Annotated in this window: 18 protein-coding genes; 5 read left to right on the top strand and 13 right to left on the bottom strand. The window is 67.4% G+C overall.

Annotation, left to right across the window (positions count from 1 at the left end; genetic code table 11):
- The first annotated feature begins 65 nt into the window (after positions 1-65).
- Positions 66-1043: an EamA family transporter gene (locus HDA44_RS27355; protein WP_319038707.1), complete on the top strand. Its 978-nt coding sequence runs from the start codon at positions 66-68 to the stop codon at positions 1041-1043.
- A gap of 504 nt (positions 1044-1547) precedes the next feature.
- The gene (locus tag HDA44_RS27350; protein WP_184839201.1) at positions 1548-2141 is read left to right on the top strand and encodes a hypothetical protein; all 594 of its coding nucleotides are present in this window, start codon (positions 1548-1550) and stop codon (positions 2139-2141) included.
- 161 nt (positions 2142-2302) lie between these two features.
- Here HDA44_RS27350 and HDA44_RS27345 read toward each other — a convergent pair whose 3' ends face one another.
- Together HDA44_RS27345 and hisC are read right to left on the bottom strand one after the other, a co-directional pair.
- Positions 2303-3013: an SDR family NAD(P)-dependent oxidoreductase gene (locus HDA44_RS27345; protein ID WP_184839199.1), complete on the bottom strand. Its 711-nt coding sequence runs from the start codon at positions 3011-3013 to the stop codon at positions 2303-2305.
- Between the two features lie 122 nt (positions 3014-3135).
- Positions 3136-4215, bottom strand: coding sequence for a histidinol-phosphate transaminase (gene hisC, locus HDA44_RS27340; RefSeq protein ID WP_184839197.1), 1080 nt, complete (start codon positions 4213-4215; stop codon positions 3136-3138).
- Between the two features lie 158 nt (positions 4216-4373).
- Here hisC and HDA44_RS27335 point away from each other — a divergent pair, with 158 nt between their 5' ends.
- The gene (locus HDA44_RS27335) at positions 4374-5246 is read left to right on the top strand and encodes a dimethylarginine dimethylaminohydrolase family protein (protein WP_184839195.1); all 873 of its coding nucleotides are present in this window, start codon (positions 4374-4376) and stop codon (positions 5244-5246) included.
- Positions 5247-5269: 23 nt separating this feature from the next.
- Here HDA44_RS27335 and HDA44_RS27330 read toward each other — a convergent pair whose 3' ends face one another.
- Entirely contained in the window at positions 5270-5890 is a 621-nt protein-coding gene (locus HDA44_RS27330; RefSeq protein WP_184839193.1) for a PEGA domain-containing protein, read from the bottom strand.
- Positions 5891-5926: 36 nt separating this feature from the next.
- Positions 5927-7528 (bottom strand): phage tail tip lysozyme, encoded by a 1602-nt coding sequence (locus tag HDA44_RS27325; protein ID WP_337906475.1) that lies wholly within the window; start codon positions 7526-7528, stop codon positions 5927-5929.
- A 183-nt stretch (positions 7529-7711) separates the two neighbouring features.
- On the opposite strand from HDA44_RS27325, the gene HDA44_RS27320 reads away from it, so the two are divergent.
- Complete coding sequence (locus HDA44_RS27320; RefSeq protein ID WP_184839191.1) at positions 7712-8377, top strand: GntR family transcriptional regulator; 666 nt, start codon at positions 7712-7714, stop codon at positions 8375-8377.
- A gap of 87 nt (positions 8378-8464) precedes the next feature.
- Here the strand turns inward: HDA44_RS27320 and HDA44_RS27315 are convergent, their stop codons facing one another.
- The 8 genes from HDA44_RS27315 to HDA44_RS27280 are packed head-to-tail and all read right to left on the bottom strand — an operon-like array spanning position 8465 to position 17270.
- Entirely contained in the window at positions 8465-10498 is a 2034-nt protein-coding gene (locus HDA44_RS27315; protein WP_184839189.1) for a glucosidase family protein, read from the bottom strand.
- On the bottom strand, positions 10495-11709 hold the full coding sequence (locus HDA44_RS27310; RefSeq protein ID WP_184839188.1) for an enolase C-terminal domain-like protein: 1215 nt from the start codon (positions 11707-11709) through the stop codon (positions 10495-10497). The genes HDA44_RS27315 and HDA44_RS27310 overlap by 4 nt, the downstream gene beginning before the upstream one ends.
- Positions 11706-12461 carry an SDR family NAD(P)-dependent oxidoreductase gene (locus tag HDA44_RS27305; protein WP_184839186.1) on the bottom strand — a complete coding sequence of 252 codons (756 nt, stop codon included), beginning with the start codon at positions 12459-12461 and terminating at the stop codon, positions 11706-11708. Before HDA44_RS27305 ends, HDA44_RS27310 begins: the two co-directional genes overlap by 4 nt.
- Before the next feature lie 10 nt (positions 12462-12471).
- The gene (locus tag HDA44_RS27300) at positions 12472-13281 is read right to left on the bottom strand and encodes an ABC transporter permease subunit (RefSeq protein ID WP_184839184.1); all 810 of its coding nucleotides are present in this window, start codon (positions 13279-13281) and stop codon (positions 12472-12474) included.
- A complete protein-coding gene (locus HDA44_RS27295; RefSeq protein WP_319038714.1) occupies positions 13268-14155 on the bottom strand; it encodes a carbohydrate ABC transporter permease in 888 nt (295 codons plus the stop codon). Before HDA44_RS27295 ends, HDA44_RS27300 begins: the two co-directional genes overlap by 14 nt.
- Positions 14152-15432, bottom strand: a complete 1281-nt coding sequence (locus HDA44_RS27290; protein WP_184839182.1) for an ABC transporter substrate-binding protein — start codon at positions 15430-15432, stop codon at positions 14152-14154. The genes HDA44_RS27295 and HDA44_RS27290 overlap by 4 nt, the downstream gene beginning before the upstream one ends.
- An 18-nt stretch (positions 15433-15450) precedes the next feature.
- Entirely contained in the window at positions 15451-16158 is a 708-nt protein-coding gene (locus HDA44_RS27285) for a FadR/GntR family transcriptional regulator (RefSeq protein WP_337906473.1), read from the bottom strand.
- Complete coding sequence (locus tag HDA44_RS27280) at positions 16155-17270, bottom strand: DUF4185 domain-containing protein (protein WP_184839180.1); 1116 nt, start codon at positions 17268-17270, stop codon at positions 16155-16157. The genes HDA44_RS27285 and HDA44_RS27280 overlap by 4 nt, the downstream gene beginning before the upstream one ends.
- A gap of 166 nt (positions 17271-17436) precedes the next feature.
- Here HDA44_RS27280 and HDA44_RS27275 point away from each other — a divergent pair, with 166 nt between their 5' ends.
- Complete coding sequence (locus tag HDA44_RS27275) at positions 17437-17823, top strand: phage holin family protein (protein WP_184839177.1); 387 nt, start codon at positions 17437-17439, stop codon at positions 17821-17823.
- A 166-nt stretch (positions 17824-17989) separates the two neighbouring features.
- Here the strand turns inward: HDA44_RS27275 and HDA44_RS27270 are convergent, their stop codons facing one another.
- Positions 17990-19189, bottom strand: a complete 1200-nt coding sequence (locus tag HDA44_RS27270; protein WP_184839175.1) for a pyrophosphate--fructose-6-phosphate 1-phosphotransferase — start codon at positions 19187-19189, stop codon at positions 17990-17992.
- Positions 19190-19227 lie beyond the last annotated feature (38 nt).

Below are 19227 nucleotides of genomic sequence, written 5' to 3'. Positions count from 1 at the left end.
AAATGGGTCTCGATCGGCCTGGTCTTGCGCCCTGGATCGAGCGGGACCTAATGTAAGCATCGTTCGTGCAAGACACCCCTGACGCGATCGAGGAGGTACTGATGGCCGCGTCCGCACCGGCCCAAGTGGCCGGACCCGGCTCCCGGGCGGGTTCCGGGGCGATGATCTGGACCGCGCTCGTGGTCGTGTACATCGTCTGGGGATCGACCTACCTGGCAATCCGGGTGGTGGTGGAGGCGCACATCCCGCCGATGCTCGGGATGGCCGGCCGGTTCCTGACCGCCGGCATCCTGCTGGCCACCGGGCTGGCGCTGAAGTCCGGGTGGCGCCGACTGCGGATCACCCGGCGGGAGGCGATCGGCGCGGCTACCGTCGGCGTACTCCTGCTTGCTTTCGGCAACGGCGCGGTGGCGGTCGCGGAGCAGACCGTTCCGTCCGGCCTGGCCGCTCTCCTGGTCGCCGCGATCCCGTTGTGGCTGATGCTGCTCCGCGTCGGCGGCGGCGAGCGGCCGCGGGCGATGACCTGGGGCGGCGTACTGATCGGCTTCGGCGGCGCCGCGCTGCTGGCGTTGTCAGGCGGCAACACGAGCGCGAAGCCGCTGTCGGTGGCGATCCTGGTGGCCGGCACGATCTGCTGGGCGACCGGCTCCCGGTTCGCGCCCCGGCTCGGGCTGCCGCGCGACCCACTGGTGACGGCGCTGTACGAGATGCTGTTCGGCGGCGCGGCGATGATCCTGCTCGGCGTACTCCGCGGCGAACCGGGACGACTGCACTTCGGCCAAATAGACCAATCGGGGTGGTTCGGCCTCGCGTACCTGGTGGTGTTCGGGTCGCTGCTGGCGTACACCGCGTACTCGTATCTCTTGGCGAACGCACCGATCTCACTGATCGGGACGTACGCGTACGTGAACCCGGCGGTCGCGGTACTGCTCGGGTGGCTGATCCTGAACGAGAGCCTGACCTGGCAGATCCTGCTCGGCGGCGCGGTGATCATCGTCGGGGTCGCACTGGTGGTCACGTCGGAGCGCCGCCGCGGCCAGTAGCGTCGCCGGGAAGCCGCCGCGAAGTCGCCGGCAAAAGGAAAGACCCGGACCCACGAAGGGCCCGGGTCTCCCACCGCTGCCGATGCGCGCGGCAGCGGGTCTGGCCGCCGGTCGCGCCCTGCCCCGAAAAAACACGGCGCGAAACTCCGGCAATGGTTCCAACATATTCCGACGAATCGTGCTATTGCCAATTCGGCGGCCACCGAGCCCACCGAAACAATCCTCCGATTCACCGGGTATCCGTCACCCGCGCTGACTCAACGACGTACGGATCGGTCGGTTACGGGTGATTTCATCTCAACTTCCGCTCGCTCCACCGAGCGTACCGTTGCTGGTAAGTTACCTGGTCAGCACGGGTTTGATTGCTCCGTCAGGCAACTCATCACCGGTCGGCTATGTGCGGATTCCGGCCCGGAAAAAGTCACCAAAAAGTTTGTAACCAGCTCTGCCAGGTGTCGTTAGCACTAAGACGAATCCGTCAAACCCGAAAGGAAACCTGGCATAATGCAGGTAACTCGCAAGATCGTCGCGGCCGCGGCAGTGGCGACCGTCGCCACCCTTGGTCTGGCCACCGTCGTGAGCGCCAACGTTCTCGACGACACCCAGAAGAAGGCTCAGGACATGGGCCTGGCGGACGCGGCGTCGGCGGCCAGCAAGGCCTACGGCGGCAACCACGGCTGGTACGGCGTGAAGAAGAACGGCGACCTGGTTGCGATCGACGACAACAACATCGGCCCGTTCCAGGCCTGCCACCTGTTCGGCTCCGGCACCGGCATCGGCGGCAACGTGCCGGCGAACGACGTGGTCGGCGTTGTCGGCTTCTTCAACAACGGCAACTCGGTGACCGCGGTCAAGACCTGTGAGCAGGGCAACGAGCAGAACAACCGCAAGTGGTACAAGGCTGACGGCCACGGCGTTCTGTCGGTCTCCCGCAACAACGTCGGTCCGTTCCAGGCTTGCCACAACGAGCTGTCCGCGACCGGTATCGGCGGCAACGTCCCGCTGACCAACCTGTCCGGTGTCCTCGGTCTGGGCAACGACGGCAACTCCGTCGACACGCTGAAGACCTGCGAGCAGGACTCCGAGCAGAACAACTGACCCTCCCTGGTCAGTGATGATGCAGGACCCGAAAGAGTCACCTCGGTGGGGTGACTGATTCGGAGCAACACCAGTAACACGGCGGCGCCGGGAGAAAGCCTCACTCTCCCGGCGCCGCTTCTTTGCGCGCGACCCTCTCCCTACTTCTTTGTGTGGTCGGGTCAGAGATCGCGGAGATCGACGGTCGCGCCGTTGGCGAGGTCCCGGTCGACGAGGGACCAGATGCCGGCCGCCGCGGCCTCGGGGGTGGTCAGCGCGCCGGTGCGTTTGAGGTTGTGGAAGCGCGACACCGACGGGAAGTCGGTCTCGTCCGTGGCCCGGATCGCCGACTGCATCGCGGTGTCGACCACACCTGGCGCGACGGCGATCACTCGGCACCCGTCCGCCGGCTGTTCCTGGCCGACCGTACGGACCCAGTGCTCGACGGCCGCCTTGCCCGCGTTGTACGACGACCACCCCGCGTACGCCGTCTTCGCCGCACCGGACGACAGCATGATCAGGTGCCGCTCGCACGTGAGGTGAGCGGACGCGCGCAGGAACGCCGCCCCGAGCGCCTGCGGCGCGGCCGAGTTGAGCAGTACGGCCCGCGCGTACGCATCCGGATCCGCGCCGGCCGCCGAGCCGATCGGCGTCACCGTGCCGGCGTTGTGGATGAAGATCACCCGCTCCCCCGCGTACGCGGCCAGCTCGGCGGTGAAGTGATCAGCTACCCGGGCCCAGTCAGCCGGCGCGGAGAGATCGGCCCGGAAGTGCTCCGCCGTACCCCCACCACGCGAGATGTCCACCACCCGCGCCCCCGGAAACGGCACCCCCGCCACCAACGCCGCCCCGATCCCGGCCGACCCCCCAGAAACCCAAACCACCGTACCCATCCCCCGAGCCTCCCACGCCCACCTCCGCGCACCACCGGCCGGTCCGTCCCACTTTGAGAAGCCACCGCGCACTTTTCGGCCGCGGAAACGAGCGGTGGCTTCTCAAAGTGAGTTGGTGGGGGCTACTTCCGCCAGTTGCGGGCTACGTCGAGGAACAGGTTGTTGGCTTCGGGTTCGCCGATCGTGACGCGGACGCCGTCGCCGGGGAACGGGCGCACCGACACGCCCTCCGCCTGGACCGCCGCCGCGAACTCCACCGTGTCCTCGCCGAGCTCGAGCCAGACGAAGTTGGTCTCCGACTCCGGCACCTGCCACCCGGCGTCGGTCAGCGCGCCGACGACCCGCCGCCGTTCCTCGACCAGCGCGTCGACCCGTGCGAACAGTTCGTCCTCGACGCCTAGGGACGCGATCGCCGCCGCCTGCGCGACGTAGCTGACCCCGAACGGCAGCGCGCACTTCCGGATCGCCGCGACCACCGGCGGGTGCCCGATCGCGTACCCGACCCGGAAACCGGCCAGCCCGTACGCCTTCGAGAAGGTCCGCAGCACCAGCACGTTCGGCCGGTCGCGGTACAGCTCGACGCCGTCCACGACGTCGGTTTCACGGACGAACTCGCGGTACGCCTCGTCCACCACGACCAGCACGTTCGGCGGGACGGCGGCCAGGAACGCGATCAGCTCGTCCCGGCGGACGACCGGGCCGGTGGGGTTGTTCGGCGTACAGACCAGGACCACCTTCGTCCGGTCCGTGATCGCGGCTTCCATTGCCTTGAAGTCGTGCCGGGCCTCCGCGGTCAGCGGCACCTGGACGGAGGTCGCGCCGGTCAGCTGGACCGCGATCGGGTACGCCTCGAACGAGCGCCACGCGTACACCACCTCGTCACCTTCGGTGACTGTCGCCTGCAGCAGGTGGTACAGCAGCGCGACCGATCCGGTCCCGACCGCGAGATCGCTGACGGGTACGCCGAACCGCGCCGACAGCGCCTCGAGCAACTCGACCGCACCCATGTCCGGGTATCGGTTCATCTGCGCGGCGGCCTCGGTGGCGGCGGCCAGCACGCCGGGCAGCGGCGGGTACGGGTTCTCGTTGCTGGACAACTTGTACGTCGGCCGGCCGTCGGACCGCTCGGGCGGACGGCCCGGCTTGTAAGCCGGCACATCGTCCAGGCACGCGCGGAACCGAACCTCGTCGTCAGGGGTCATGCCCGCAGATTAGTCCTTACCGGACGGCCTGGTCAGTCCTGACCCAACGGCCCGGCCCAGAGCAGGGTTTGACTCCGGATACCCCTGGCCTCAAACTGACTGATTGTCGGACAATCAGGGGATCGGACAGCCGATCTCAACGGTCAGGGAGGGTACGCATGGGTCAGCCGCTGGAGTGGGGTCGCCGGTATCTGATGGTCCGCCCGGACCACTTCCGGATCGACTACGTGATCAACCCGTACATGTCCACCCAGGACCAGCCGGACCCGGCGCTGGCACTCAAGCAGTGGGAGTCGCTGCGCCAGGCGATCGTGGACGCCGGCGGCTCGGTCGAGGTGCTCGACCAGCGCCCGGACTCGCCGGACATGGTGTACGCGATGAACCTCGGGCTGGCCGCCGCGGACGGGCGCGCGATGCTTTCGCACATGCGGTTCGAGCCGCGCCGGAAGGAGTCACTGAGCGCCGCCGAGTGGTTCACCGGGCACGGGTTCGCGCTGGACCGCACCGGCGGTGACGGGATCGGGCCGCACTTCGAGTCCGGGGACGCGTTCGTGTTCGGCGACAGCCTGGTCGTCGGGTACGGCCCGCGGACCGAGGCCGAGGCGCTCAAGCACCTGGCGACCGAGTGGAACGTCCGGGTCCGCGGGCTACGGATCGCGCACGAGGGGATGTACCACCTCGACCTGCCGTTCTGCCCGGTGGACAGCACGCACGCGATGATCTACCCGCCGGCCTTCGACGCCGCGAGCCAGGCCGAGCTGGCCGGGATCGTGCCCGACCCGATCGTGCTGACCGACGAGGAGGCGTTCGCGTTCACCGCGAACTCGCTGGTGGTTGGCGAGACGATCATCATGCCGGCCTGCTCGGACCGCCTGCACGACGTCTTCACCGGCCTCGGCCTGCGCGTCGTCGTGCTGGATCTGACCGAGTTCCACAAGGGTGGCGGCTCGGCCCGATGCCTGACCAACCCGCTGGACTTCCCACTCGCCCCGGTCACCACCCAGGGCGGTGAACTGATCCTCCCGCTCTGAGGTCCCGCACCGGAATCAGGACCTCAGGGCTTGCTGGTGGACCAGATGATGTCGAGGCCGGCCGGATCCCAGCCGTTGAACTGAAGCCACTGCAGGGCCTTGGTCCGGCCATTGGGGCCGAAGACGTCGATCGTGACCGAGATCGCCTCCGGGTTCTTCGGGTCGGTCTTCGAGCTCGTGTAGTTGGCCTCGAAGCCCGGCCCGATGTACGGCAGCTGCGCCATGATCGGGTACTTCTGCTTCAGCCGCGCCTGGATCTGGTCGAACTGCCGCCCCGCCTCGGCCTCGAGCTCCAGCTCCTGCGACGGGTTCTTCTTGGCCCACTCCCGGCCCTCGGAGCTGTTCGCGTACAGGTACATCTTGAGGCTCAGGTTGTCGCCGCTGCGCGCGGTGATCGTGGTCGTGTAGCTCTGAAAACCGCGCCGCTCACCGACCACGGTGTGCGTACCCGGCTTGATCTTCACGTCGCCGTTGGCCGCGACCTGGTGACCGTCGACGGTCAGGGTCAGGTCGTTCGGGATCGACTGCACGGCGAGCTTGGCGTCCGAGCCGCCGCGGAGCAGCAGGAACCCACCGATCAGCACGGCCAGCACCACCACGACCGTGGCGGCGATCATCAACGGCCGCCGGCTCTCGTACGGCATGGCTGCACCTGTCCCTTCGTCAGTTCGGCTTGGGCATCACTTCGGCTTGGACGGGGTCCACGCGCTCTTCAGCCGGTACACGGTGAACTGTCCGCCGACGCCGTACAGGTGGTCCGCCTCCGGCACATGTCCGTGCAACGAAGCAGCCGCCGCGTTGTAGCCGTTGCCGTCGCCCCACGGCCCGACGTACAGGTAGGTGTGACCCGGCCCGTTCAGGATGTCACCCGGCTGCATGCCGCCCTGCGGCTCCCCGTGCCACGAGAGGTACTTCCCCGAACTTTCCAGATAGATCCGCTGTGTATCGGTCGACACGTTCGGATAGTCGGGGTCCGCGCCGCTCATGTGCATCACGGTCGCGACGAAACGGCCGCAGTCGCTGTACGGGTCGATGCCGCTGGAGCCGTCGTTGTACTTCTCCATTGCCGCCACGTACTCCGGCTTCGCGATGCTGGCCGCGACGCCGTTGTGACCGTCCTGCGGCCAGGCCAGGTTCTTCGCGACCTCGGCGATGTTCCCGCTGCCGGCGCCACAGCCGCCACCGCCGCCCGACCCGCTCGCCGGAGCCGAACCGGCGAAGGTGTCGAACACCCGCTTGGCGTTCGCCCGCCGGTTGTCGTACTCGGCCGCGTTCGGATCGAGGCTGAACCGTTCGAAGTACCGCCCGAAGGCGTACGCCGCGTCGCCCGGGGTCTTGGTCGCCTTGACCTGGTCACCGGCCTCCTTCTCCGGGAGCGGTCCTTCGCCGATCAGCTGTTTGCGGACGAAGTCGAGCTGGAACGCCAGCGAACCGATGGTTTTGTCGTCGACGTTGGCGCTCCGGGCGGCGTTGATCATCTTGCTCGCCGGGTACCACTGCACGAGCCCCCAGGCGCGACCGGTGTTGACGGCGTCGGCCGGGCTGGTCAGCGTTCCGGTCGCGGTGCCGTCGTTCAGCAGGGTCGGCTGGACCTGGGACTCGGCGATCATGTTGCCGACGATCCCGGCCGCCTGCTCCTTGCTGTAGCCGTTCTGGACCAGGTAGTTGAACGCCTGCTGCTGGTTGTTGGCCCCGGTGAGGTCCTGGTTGCCGCAGCCGCAGCCGGAGCTGGCCGGCTTCGCGTCGCCGAACGGGTTGTCCGGGACCTTGACGGGGCCGAGCTTCCCGTCGTCCTGCTTGACCCAGAGCTCGAAGTGCAGGTGGGCGCCGGTCATCCCGGGCGAGTCCTCGTCGTGCGAACCGGAGGTACCGATCTGGTCCCCGCGCTTGACGTCCTTACCGACGGTGACCGAGATCGACTTCAGGTACTTGTACCGGGTCTGGATGCCTTCGCCGTGCTCGAGCTGGATCTCGTTGTTGTCGATCGAGACGACCTTGCCGTCGCCGGCCGCGAAGACCTTGCTGCCTTCCTTGACGTCGAAGTCGTAACCCGGGTGGCTGTCCCCGTTCGAGTCCTTGTCGGACCACTCCTTGGAGACTTCCTTCTTCTCCGTCGGCCAGGCGAACGCGGGCTGATCACCGGCGTCGCTGGTCTCGCAGCTGGCCGCCGACGCGTTCCAGTTGCCGAGTATGCCGAGGATCATCACGATCACGACGATCAGCGGCAGCGCGAGGACCACCAGGCAGCCACCGATCATCTGCGGACCCTTGGTGTCGGCCACGTCTGCTCCTCGCTCGCTCGGGTGGCTCCCCGCGCCGATCCGCGGAGAGGGGCGGCCACCAGGCAAAATGCTGCCCGAAAACCGGGTCATCATGCCGGGAGTTGTCCACAGGCCGGGCCGCCGGGGTGCCTCCGGAGGAGGGTCGGACGCGACATCCGGCCGGGTCTGGACGAGAATCACCCCATGTACGAACGGCTGCGGGTGGACCGCTCGACCACGGTGGACCGGGTGGTCGACGCGCTCCGCGCTGCCCTGTTCGCCGGTGACCTGGAGCCTGGTACGCCGTTGCGTGAGCAGCCGCTGGCCGAGGCGCTCGGGGTCGCCCGGAGCACGATCCGGGAGGCGATGACCATGCTGGTCACCGAGGGCCTCGCGGTCCGGGAGCCGAACAAGGGCGTCAGCGTCGCGATCCTGCACCCGGCCGCGGTGGCGGACATCTGCCGGGCCCGGATGGTGCTGGAGTCAGCGGGTATCCGGGCCTGGTTCGACGCCGATGAGGCCGCCCGGGAACGGGTACGAGAGGCGATGCGGGTGTTCGCCGCGACCGCCAAGGACGGCGCCGACCCGGAGGCGATGACCGAGACCCACCTCGCCATCCACCGCAGCCTGGTCGCGCTGACCGGCAGCGAGCGGCTGATCGCCACCGCCGACGCGGTCACCGGCGAGGCCCGGCTGGCGCTCGCCCGGGTGGACGCGCTCCGCCAGGACGCCCGCCAGCAGGTCGCGTCGCACCGCAAGCTCATCCGGTTGCTGGAACGCGGCGAATTGGACGAGTGCGTGGCCGAGCTCCGTCGTCACCTGGCCGGCGCTGAGGAATCGTTACTTGAGGCCATCGCATACCCGAGTTGACTCGCCCCCTGAACCGCAGGGTTGCCCCCTCGAATTTCGAGGGGCAACCCTGTAGTTGAGGGGATGCCCCCGCGGGTGGAGGGTTTGTCAGGCGAGGCCGGTGGCGGTGACGGTGTAGGTGGAGTCGCCGACGCGGAGGCCGGTTAGGCGGGCGTTGGGGTCGAGGGCCGCTACCTGTGGGTTCGCGGTGACGGTGCCGTCCAGGGCTACCTCGATGCCAAAGATGCCTTCCAGTACGAGGCTGACCCAGGCGCCGGACGACGAGCAGGACCAGTCGATCAGGTACGGGAACTGTGGCGGCGATTTCTGTGCACCACCGGCCATTGCCGGCTGTGCCTCTTCGACGAAGTGTGCTTGGCCACAGGGTCCCTGGTTGGCGGTTTTGGCCAGACCGGGCAGCCAGTCGAGTGCCACGTCACCACGGCCGAGTGCGAAGAGTGCACGCGCCGCGTCAGCCGGCCACGCCGGGTACGCGCCGTTCCACTGGTGGTCGGGGCGGACGCTGAAGCCGGCGTTGGCGTCGTACGGCGACAGTGCGCGCATCCAGGTCGGCGTCTGCAACTCGGCCTGGAAGAACGACACCATCTCCGCGCACTGCGACTCGGACAGGTCGTCCGGAATGGTCGTACCGATGAGGTTGAAGTCGTAGCAGTGCCGGACCGGTACGAGCGTGCCGTCCGGTTGCCTTGCATGCCAGAAGCCCTTGCCCTCGACGTACAGCTCGTTGACATGACCTGCCTGCTCGGAGGCCTCCTTGCGGAGCTGTGCGGCCCGGTCCGAGTCACCGGAGCGGTCCGCGAGCTCCGCGGCCACACGCATGCACCACACGTTGGCAGCATTGAAGCTCGCCACCTCGTGTACGTAGCTGCTGACGCACTCCAGCAAGTTGTCGATGTCGCCGTAGTCGGCCAGCGCGTGCTCACCACGCAGACCGCGCCACGCGGTCGCCCAGTCGTGTACGTGGTCGCCGACCGCCTTCGGGCCGACCGTAGTGTCCAGGAACGACTCATCGCCGGTGAAGCGCACGTAGTCCCGTACCAGCCGGGTCATGGCGAAGTCGTTGACCGAGTACCAGTAGCCGACCGGTCCACCGGTGAGCCACTCGGTACCGAAGTGCTTGTGGATGTCCAGGTCGATCCAGTGCTCGATGTGCTTCCGCATCGGCTCCGGGTCGAGCAGTGCATGGGTCAGCGCGGACAGGCTGTAGTCCCAGATGAACGTGGTCGTCTGCCAGTACCGCGGCATCAGCGTGTCGTACGTACGCCCCAGCACGCTGGCCGGGTTGTCCCGGCGGAACCAGATGACACCGAGCACGCCCCACCAGTACAGCTTCTGCAGCGCCTCGTTGGAGGTCTCCAGCACCGGTAGCGAACCGCTGAACCCGTCACCGTCCGGGTCGAACGCGTCGGCGAGTGCCATGTCCCACACGCCCTCGGCCACGGTGATCACGGCGGGTACGTCGGCAACGCATACGTCGAAGTGCTCGGTCGCCTCCTCCAGCGAGCCGGACAGCACGTGTACGTACGACAACTGCCCTTTGCCGGACTCATCCAGCTCGACTGTCGTCTCCAGCATCGACCGGTCAACCGTCGCCGCCACGTCCAAGCCCTGCAGGCTGACAGCGGACCCGGAAGCACCTGTGCCCACTACACGCTCGCCCTGCGCGGACAGCGTGTTCGGTTCGGACGGCGGCTCCGGACGCAACCAGCCGCTGTCCGAGCGAGTCGCGGTGCTCTCAAGCGCGAAACCCAGCTGGACAGTACGCCCTGGTGCGCCAGTGACCTCCAGCTCGACAACGACGGCAGGGCGGCCAGGTGCGCACGCAGTGGTCGTCCGCAGGTCCAGTCCGTCGACGGTCGTGCTCCGGATGACGCAGTCCGGTCGCCACACCACCTCCACCGTGCCGCCGTACGAGCGGGCGAGCCGTCCGTCGACGTACAGCTGACCGGTGATGGTGTCGCCGTGCGAGTACGGCGGGAAGTTCACACTGCGGATCGCCATCACGTCATGGTCGACCTGCGCCGTACCCAGGAAGTTCGTCAGCCCGGGCGGGTTGAACATGTCGTCGTACGTATGGGTGAGAACGTCGCTGGCCAGGTCGGCGCTGGTCGGGATGGTCATGACGGATCGGCCCAATCGGTGTTCGGGAGCAGGGGGTACCAGTCCGGGCGGGCCGGGTCGCGGTCGTACGGGTACGGGCCGAGCTCGCGGAACAGCTCGGCGTACTCGGCCAGCTTGTCGCGATCCAGCTCGACACCGAGGCCCGGTGCCTCAGGTACCGCGATCGCCCCGTCGACGTACGGCAGCTTGCCGCCGACGATCAGGTCGTCGCGCAAGTGGTGGTAGTGCGCGTCCGCGGCGAAGGAAAGGTTCGGTACGACGGCGCCCAGGTGCAGCATCGTCGCCAGCTGGATGCCGAGCTCGCCGGACGAGTGCACCGCGACGCCCAGCTGGAACGTCTCGCAGACGCCGGCCGCCTTGATGCACGGCCGGATACCGCCCCAGAACGTGGTGTCCAGCAGGATCACGTCGACGGCCGGGTCGCGTACGTTGGCCGCGAGCTGCTCGAAGTTCACCACCACGGTGTTCGTAGCGAGCGGGATCGGCGTGTTCTCGCGGACCCGGCGCATCCCGTTCAGGCCCCAGGTCGGGTCCTCCAGGTAGTCGTTGTCGAGGTCCTCGATCCCCCGGGCGAACCGGATCGCCTCCTCGACGCTGAACGCGCCGTTCGGGTCGAACCGCACCCGGTGACCGGGAAACGCCTCCGCGAGCGCGCGGAAGCACTCCCGCTCGTAGTCCGGCGGAAACACCCCGCCCTTGAGCTTGTGCACGCTGAAACCGTGCTGATCGACCAGCTCGCGCGCATGCGCCACCAACTGCTCGGCTGTCCGGATCTCCCCGGTGCCGTCCTCGTTCGGGTGCCGGAAGAACAGGTAGCTCGCGAACGGCACCTTGTCCCGTACCTTGCCGCCGAGCAGCTCATGCACCGGTACACCAAGCTCGCGCCCCTGCAGGTCCAGGCACGCGAACTCGATCGCGGCCAGCAGCTGCGTACGGTTGTTGTACAGGCTGGCGGTCGGGTTGGCGAGCATCCAGCGCAGTGCCTCGGTACGAGCCGGGTCATGCCCCAGCAGGTACGGCTTCAGGCCCGTGACCGCGGCCTCCGCGCTCTGGCCGCCACCACCCATCTCGCCCAGGCCGATCAGCCCGTTGTCGGCCTCTACTTCCACCACGGTCCGTACGAAGCGTCCCCAGTGCGCCCCGTTACTGTGCCGCAGCGGCGCCTCCAACGGCATCGTCACCGTGGTGGCGCGGATGTCGACGATCTTCACTTCGCGTCCTCCGGCAGTACTACAGGCAGGCCGGCGGTCAGACCGCCGTCCACCTTCACGTCAGCACCGGTGACGAACGACGCCGCCGGCGAGGACAGGAAATGGATGACCTCGGCAACTTCTTCCGGTGTGGCCACGCGGCCGAGCGGATGCGACCGGCCCCACTCCGCGACCACCTCGTCGGTCGTACGGTCACCGGCGAACTGCGCCGCGGACGTCCGCAACATCGGCGTGTCCACCGAACCCGGGCAGACCGCGTTGACGCGAATCCCGTCGGCGGCGTGGTCAACAGCCATTGCCCGTACGAGGCTGAGCAGTGCGCCCTTGCCCATCGAGTACGCCGCGACGCCGGTCTGCGCCGCGTACGCCTGCACGGATGCCACTACTACAACGCTCCCGCCTCGTGGCAGTTTCGGTACGAATGCCTGGCAGGCGAAGAACACCCCACCGACGTTCACCGCCATCACCTCGTCGTACACGGCGCTCGGTGTGTCCACCACGGTTCCGTAGCGCTGGACGCCCGCGGCACAGACCAGGGCGTCGATCGGCCCGATCTGCTCGGCCGCGGCGGCCAGGGCAGCCCGGTCCGCCACGTCCACGGTCACACCGGTCACCTGGTCGCCCAGGGCGGCCAGCGCGTCGGCGTCGCGATCCAGCGCGAACACCTTGTCACCAGCGGCAACGAACCGTTCCACAGCACCCCGTCCGATCCCGGCAGCACCACCGGTGACCACGACTGTGCGGCTACTCATACACGTCCTCTCAGAACTGGCCCAGGGCGAGGCCCCGGGAGAAAAAGCGTTGGGCGGCAAGGAAAAGGATCACGGTAGGTAGCGAGACCAGCAGTCCACCGGCCAGTACGGTCGGCAGCGCCGCGCCACCGTACGTACTCTGCAGACCGGTCAGCGCCGGCATGATCGGACGGACCGAGTCGGACTGGCTCAAGGTCAGGCCGAGCAGCAGGTCGTTCCAGATGAACGTCGCCTGCAGGATGAAGATCGCGGCCAGCGCGGAGCCCGCCATCGGCAGGTAGATGCTGCGGAAGATCCGGAACAGCCCACCGCCGTCCACGATCGCCGCCTCGAACACACTGCGCGCGATCCCGGTGAAGAAGTTGCGCATCACGAACGCGGAGAACGGCACGCTGATCGCGGTGTACACGATGATCATGCCGACCCGGGTGTCGTACAGCCCGGTGTCGGCGTACCCGGTGAACAGCGGCATCAGCACCATCTGCAGCGGAAAGATCGTGCCACCGAAGATGAACACGAACCACAGGAAGCCGTGCTTCAGCCGGAGTACGACGATCGCGTACCCGACCGCCGCGCCGATCAGCACCGCGAGCACCGGAGCGATCACGCTGTACATCGTCGTCGCGACCAGGGTTTCGCCGAGCGCGGCCTTGTTCCACGCGTCGCCGAAGTTGGTGAACAGCGAGAACCCGCCAGGTTTCCACACCGTCTTGGCGTCGTACCCGTCGATGCTCTTCGACGCGTTCACCAGCAGCAGGTAGATCGGCGCCAGCCAGATCAGCCCGAGGACGAGCAGTACGCCTGTCTTAACCTTGCTCACGCGAGTCCCCCAACTGGTAGCGCAGGTAGAGGATCGACGCCGCGAACGTGACCACGCTGAGGAACAGCGCGATCGCCGCGCCCTGACCGTAGTCGTTCAGCACGAACGTCTCCTTGTACATCGACAACGCCAGCGTCTCCGACGACGTACCCGGACCGCCCTGGGTCATCACCCAGACGACATCGAACGTCTTGAGACTTGCCACGATGGACAACCCGATGACCACGGTGGTGATCGGCCGGAGCTGCGGCCAGAGGTGGTACCGGAACAGGCTGAACCCCTCCGCGCCGTCCAGCCGTGCGGCTTCCAGCGGTTCGCCGGGGATGGACTGCAGGCCCACGACGAACAGCAACGCGTTCACTCCGGCTGCCTGCCAGGTGACCGCGACGATCATCATCAGCGTGTTGCCAGGACCTGCCTGCAGCCAGCCGGCATGTGCCCCCGGTAGCCCGAAGAATCCCAGTACCTGACCCAGTGCACCATCCGGTTGCAGTACGAAGCCCCAGATGACACCAACCGCTACACCGGAGATCGCGTACGGCAGCAGGAACGGCAGCCGCAGCCACGTACCCCACTTGTGTCCGTAGGTCAGCACGGCGACCAGCAGGCCGAGAGCCACCGGCAGCGTGACCAGACCGACCACCCACAGCAGGGTGTTCAGCAGCGCACCGGTCAGGTCCGGGTCGCTGAACATCGCCTTGTAGTTGGCCAGCCCGGCCCAGACAGGTGAGGCGAGCCCGTCGTAGTTGGTGAAGCTGATGTACGTCGTCCACAGGAACGGGATGTACAGCAGCACGGCCACGACCGCTGCCGCGGGCAGGCCGAACACCGGCGCCAAACGGGCGCCGGTGCGGTCTGCTGCTCGGTTTCTCACTTCTGCTTGGCCCAGTACGCGTCCGCCTCGGCCTGGATCTTCTGCAGGCCCGGCATCGGGTCACCCGGCTTGGTCACGAACGCGCCGAACACCTCCAGCGCCTTGGTCGCGACCGGTACCGGCGTCGCCTCGAACCAGCGGTTGATCAGCCGGTACCCGTCACCGCCGACGTCCTTGTTCAGCTTCGACAGGCCCGGGTCCTTGACCTCCGCCTTCGGGTTGAACGACAGGTCGCCGCGCGAGTTCGCCCAGGCGGTCTGCGCCTGCGGGGTGAGCCACCAGTCGGTCCACTTCTTCACGGTGGACGCGTGGTCACTGGCCGCGGCCGAACAGACCGGACCGGTCTCGAAGATCATCGACGTCTTCGGCAGCGCCGGGTTGACGTTCGGGATGACGAAGAAGTCGTAGTCGGTGCCGGGCTTCATCTTCAGCGTGTTCAGGTTGCCGCTGAACCAGGTACCGAAGTTGATCATCGCGACGTCGCCGTTCTTCAGCTGCGCCTGCGGCTCGGTCTTCGCGCCCGGGTCACTGAAGTACCCGGCGTCGATCATCTTCTTCCACTCGTTCATCACCTCGACCACGCCCGGGTCGGTCCACTTCGCCTTGCCGGCCGCCAGCTGGTCGTACAGGTCCGGGTCCTTGCCGGCCAGCAGCGTCTCGAACCAGACGAACGAGAACAGGATGTTGGTCTGGTAGAACGGCTTCACGCCGGTCGCCTTCACCTTGTCCGCCACCTGGGTCAGCTCGGCCCAGCTCTTCGGCGTCTCGGTGATCCCGGCCTTCTTGAAGACCGCCTTGTTGTAGTACATCACCCAGTACCCGGCGTTCAGCGGTACGCAGTACTGCTTGCCGTCGAAGGTGAAGTACTGCTTCAGCTGCTCCGGTACGTTGCCGTCAGCAACCGCCTTCGTCCACTGGTCGGTGGTCTCGGCGACGAGCTTCTGGTCCACCAGATCCTGAAGCTCCTTGCCGGTGTGCCAGCTGAACAGGTCGGCCTTCTCCTTGGTCCGGAACGAGGACCGGATGAACGCGGTGTACGTGTTCGCGTCCGAGTACCCGACCGGTTCCATGCCGACGCCGATGTCCTTCTTGCTGGCCGCCCCGACCTGGGTGAACGCGTCCTTCCAGCCACCCTTGTCGTTGTAGAACTTCAGCGAGTCGACCGGCTTGTCCTCGGTGGCCTTGCCGGGTTTGGCGCCGCCACCACAGGCCGACAGCGCGAGGGCTCCGACCACCGCGAGCGCGGTGAACGCCTTGCCTTTGGAGATGCGTTGCATGTGTTGCGTCCTTCCAGCTCAGGGGTGCTGAAATCGGTCGTTGATGACGGCCAGTACGCCGTCCAGGTGCTCGCGGGTGAGTAGCTCGGCCAGGTCGGCGTCGCCGGACCGGATCGCCTCGTAGATCGCGTGGTGCTCGTCCAGGTCTGCCTGGCGGTCGCCGTGGATGTGCAGGATCTCCAGCTGTTCCCGGGCGTTCACGACAGTCACGGACTCGACCACCTCGGCCAGAGTCGCGTTGCCGGACGCCAGGGCCAGTGAGCGGTGGAAGTCCATGTTCACCTCGGCCAGCTCCGCGTGGTCGCCGGATGCGATCAGCTCGGCCGCCGTGGCGAGGTCCGTTGCCATCTGTTCCAGCGCCGCCTCGCCGCGCGTCTTGGCGGCCAGTGCGGCCACCGGTGGCTCGATCAGCGCACGTGCCTGGAGCAGCTCGACCAGACGGTCCGCACTGGGTTCCAGCGCGAGCGGGTTGGCCAGTACAAGCCGGCCGACGTTCGGTCCGACGTACACACCGGAGCCGTGCCGGAGCTCCACCGCACCGGTCGCCTCCAGCCGGCGGAGTGCCTCCCGGACCGTCGGTACGGCGACCTTGAACCGCTCCGCCAGCGACCGCACCGCCTCGAACTGGTCACCGGGCGACAGCTTCCGCTCCGCGATCAGAGTGAGCATGGACGTCGCCAGATCATCCAGCAGACTCCGGCGTACGACGCCTCCCGACGCGTTCACTTGGCCGCGACCAGTGACACCGAGATGAACCGCGGGCGGTAGATGCTCACGTCGCCGTACAGCTCGTCGCTGACCAGGCTGTTGACGTTGTAGCTCACCAGCAGCGAGTTGCCGCGCCGCAGGTCCGGGTGCTCGTGTGAGTTGTAGGTGATGATGTTCCCGCCGGTCTCAGGGGTCTGGTACAGCTCCACCGGCTTCACCCACGGGCCGGTCGGCGAGCAGGAGAAGTACCCGAGAACGCTCTTGCTGAAGAGCTCCTTGGTGTTGTGCGTGACCATCAGGTAGCCGTCGCCCCAGCGAGTGACACTGTGCTCGTTGGCGACACCGTCGGTCACTCGAGCGGACGCGGCCTCGTCGGCGGACCAGCCGGAGCCCGTCCAGTACTCCCACTGCTTCGCGGACAGGTCGTCACCGCGTACGCGGGCCACGTGCTGGTACTTCGATGCGCCGAGGTCCTCCACGCCGTACACGTAGGTGTAGCCGCGGTCGCGCAGCAGCCAGCCGGACCACTGCACGTTCGCAGCGGACGGGAGCGGGGTGAGGCTCTTCAGCTTGAACGTCTTGCTGTCGAACCGGGCCAGGTAGTTGCTGGCCCAGCGCCAGTCCCACTGACCGGTGCCGGTCTTCTCGAACCGCAGCGCGACCACATCGAGGTTCTTGCCGGCCTTGCTCGTCTGCGCGGCGCCGAACCAGTACCAGCCGTTGCTGGGCGGCGGCACCAGTGCGGTGGGGTTGCTCGCCGTACCGCCGGTGACCGTCCTCAGCTGGGTACCGCGCTGGATGACGAAGGAGTTGTTGACGAACGGCGCGGTCTTGGGACGGGTGCCGTCCGCGTTCACCGGGCCGAGGAAAGTGTCGGAGAAGATCCACGCCGTCCGACCGCCGGAGAGCGGGACGGAGTACGTGCTGTCCGCGCCGGTCCAGCCCTTCCCGGTGTTGCTGTAGGAGTTCAGCAACCCCTCGGGCGCGGCGTGCGGGGTGGTCTTCGCGGTCCAGTTCGTCTGCACCGCGGCACAGCTCGCCGGGCTCGCCGGCGCCGCGGACGCGGCGGGGACAGCGAGACCCGCTGCCGTAAGAGACAACGCGACAACCGCAACCAGTGGCCGTTTCATGAAAGTGATCAGATCACTTGGTCATTTTAGGTGTCAAGACTTTCTCCCCTACCCCTCTTTCCGTGTCTTTGTTATTACCGAAAGTGACGGAGAGGGAGGGTAGTAAGGGTCGCACCAGGGTGTGTACGGAGAGTGGTACTACCGCTCAAGTGGGAGGATCGAGAGTATGAAGAACTTGATCATCAGGTTGCTGGCGAACGCGGTCGCGCTGGCCGTGGCGAGCTGGCTGGTGTCCGGTATCACCCTGGAAGGCGCGACCACCGGCCGCCGGGTGCTGACGCTGCTGATCGTGGCCGCGATCTTCGGCGTCGTGAACGCTATCGTGAAGCCGGTGGTGAAGGTGCTGTCCTTCCCGCTGCTGATCCTCACCCTGGGTCTGCTGACCTTCGTGATCAACGCGGTGATGCTCTGGCTGACGTCCTGGATCACCGGCAAGCTGGACGTCCAGTTCCACGTCGCCGGCTTCTGGCCGGCCCTCTGGGGCGCCCTGATCATCAGCGTTGTCGGCATGATCATCAACGCCATCCTCCCGGAGAAGGCCGAGCTGCACTGACCCCCGCCCCCACGGCAGCACTCCCACCCCGCTGCCACCCACCGCCATTTCAGGGGTGAACCCCTGCGATGGACCCTTCACCACCCGCATCCGGGTGGTGAAGGGTGCATTTGAGAGGTTCGCCTCTCAAATGCACGCAGGGGGCTGGGCGGTTAGTTCTGGGCGGTTAGGCCTGGCCGAGCTGCGACTTCAGCGTCACGAACCAGTCGACGGTCGGGTCGAACTCCTTGCCGCCGGCGATCCGCGGGAACTCGATCGCCCGCAGCTCGTCGCCACGCTCCTCGTCGTGGCCGACCACGCCGGACTCGGCGCGCAACGCGGCGTCGACGGCGTAGTCGGTGCACTCCTTGATCAGCGCGAGATCCCGGTCGTTGGCAGCGGCGGAGCGGCTGAAGTACCCGCTCTTCTGCACCATCGTCTTCTCCGCGCCGATCCGCTCCGCGAACTGCTTCGCGAACCAGGCGCCCGGGTTGATCGTGTCCAGCTTGACGTGCCCGAACGGGTCCCGGCCGACCTCCTCGCCGCGGGCCTCCAGCTCGGCCACGATCGACGGCACGCCCGCGCCCTCGGACAGGAAGATGTTGACGCAGTCCTCGGTGTCCATCACCTTGCGCAACCGCTCCGCCTCGGCGTCCAGGTCGATCGTTGCCTCCGGCACGTACACGGCGTGCACCGACCAGCCGCCCTTGCTCAGGCCGATGCCCGGGTTCCATTCCTGCTCGTCGACCCACTGCTGGTACGCCTGCGCGGTGGCGGCGGTCAACCAGCCACAGTTGCGGCCCATCACCTCGTGCACGATCAGCATCCGCGGGTTCGAGCTGTGCTCGGCGATGATGTTGCGGGCGAAGATCGCGCCCTGCTCGGCGGCGGTCCAGGCACCCAGGCTCTGCCGGATCGGGACCACGTCGTTGTCGATGGTCTTCGGCAGGCCGACCACGGTCAGGTCGTAGTCGTGCTCCTGCAGGTACGCGGCCAGGTCGGCGGCGGTGGTGTTGGTGTCGTCACCGCCGATGGTGTGCAGGACGTCGACACCGTCCGCGACCAGCCGCTCGGCGGCGACCTGGAGCGCGTTCTGGCCGTCCTGGATCAGGCCGCGCTTGACCAGGTCGGCGGTGTTGGTCAGCTTCACCCGGCTGTTGCCGATCGGGCTGCCGCCGAACTTGTGCAGCAGGGACGCCTGCTCCCGTACCTCCGGCGTCACTTCCAGGAACCGGCCGCTGAGCAGGCCGTGGTACCCGTTCAGGTAGGCGATGATCTCCACGTCGGGCGCGACTTCGGTGTAGCGCTCGATCAGTCCGCCGACGGCGGACGACAGGCAGGGCGCGAGCCCGCCGGCGGTGAGCAGGGCAACTCTGCGGACAGCCATGGTGGTCCTTCCGGAAACGTCACTATCGCCACCAGAGT

Source organism: Kribbella solani (genome assembly GCF_014205295.1).
Classification (GTDB): domain Bacteria; phylum Actinomycetota; class Actinomycetes; order Propionibacteriales; family Kribbellaceae; genus Kribbella; species Kribbella solani.
This window is presented reverse-complemented; position numbering and strand designations above follow the sequence as displayed.

Coding starts and splice junctions, on each gene's coding strand:
- HDA44_RS27350 (WP_184839201.1), top strand. CDS start 1,548: ATGCAGGTAACTCGCAAGATCGTCGCGGCCGCGGCAGTGGCGACCGTC.
- HDA44_RS27345 (WP_184839199.1), bottom strand. CDS start 3,013: ATGGGTACGGTGGTTTGGGTTTCTGGGGGGTCGGCCGGGATCGGGGCG.
- hisC (WP_184839197.1), bottom strand. CDS start 4,215: ATGACCCCTGACGACGAGGTTCGGTTCCGCGCGTGCCTGGACGATGTG.
- HDA44_RS27335 (WP_184839195.1), top strand. CDS start 4,374: ATGGGTCAGCCGCTGGAGTGGGGTCGCCGGTATCTGATGGTCCGCCCG.
- HDA44_RS27330 (WP_184839193.1), bottom strand. CDS start 5,890: ATGCCGTACGAGAGCCGGCGGCCGTTGATGATCGCCGCCACGGTCGTG.
- HDA44_RS27320 (WP_184839191.1), top strand. CDS start 7,712: ATGTACGAACGGCTGCGGGTGGACCGCTCGACCACGGTGGACCGGGTG.
- HDA44_RS27315 (WP_184839189.1), bottom strand. CDS start 10,498: ATGACCATCCCGACCAGCGCCGACCTGGCCAGCGACGTTCTCACCCAT.
- HDA44_RS27305 (WP_184839186.1), bottom strand. CDS start 12,461: ATGAGTAGCCGCACAGTCGTGGTCACCGGTGGTGCTGCCGGGATCGGA.
- HDA44_RS27290 (WP_184839182.1), bottom strand. CDS start 15,432: ATGCAACGCATCTCCAAAGGCAAGGCGTTCACCGCGCTCGCGGTGGTC.
- HDA44_RS27280 (WP_184839180.1), bottom strand. CDS start 17,270: ATGAAACGGCCACTGGTTGCGGTTGTCGCGTTGTCTCTTACGGCAGCG.
- HDA44_RS27275 (WP_184839177.1), top strand. CDS start 17,437: ATGAAGAACTTGATCATCAGGTTGCTGGCGAACGCGGTCGCGCTGGCC.
- HDA44_RS27270 (WP_184839175.1), bottom strand. CDS start 19,189: ATGGCTGTCCGCAGAGTTGCCCTGCTCACCGCCGGCGGGCTCGCGCCC.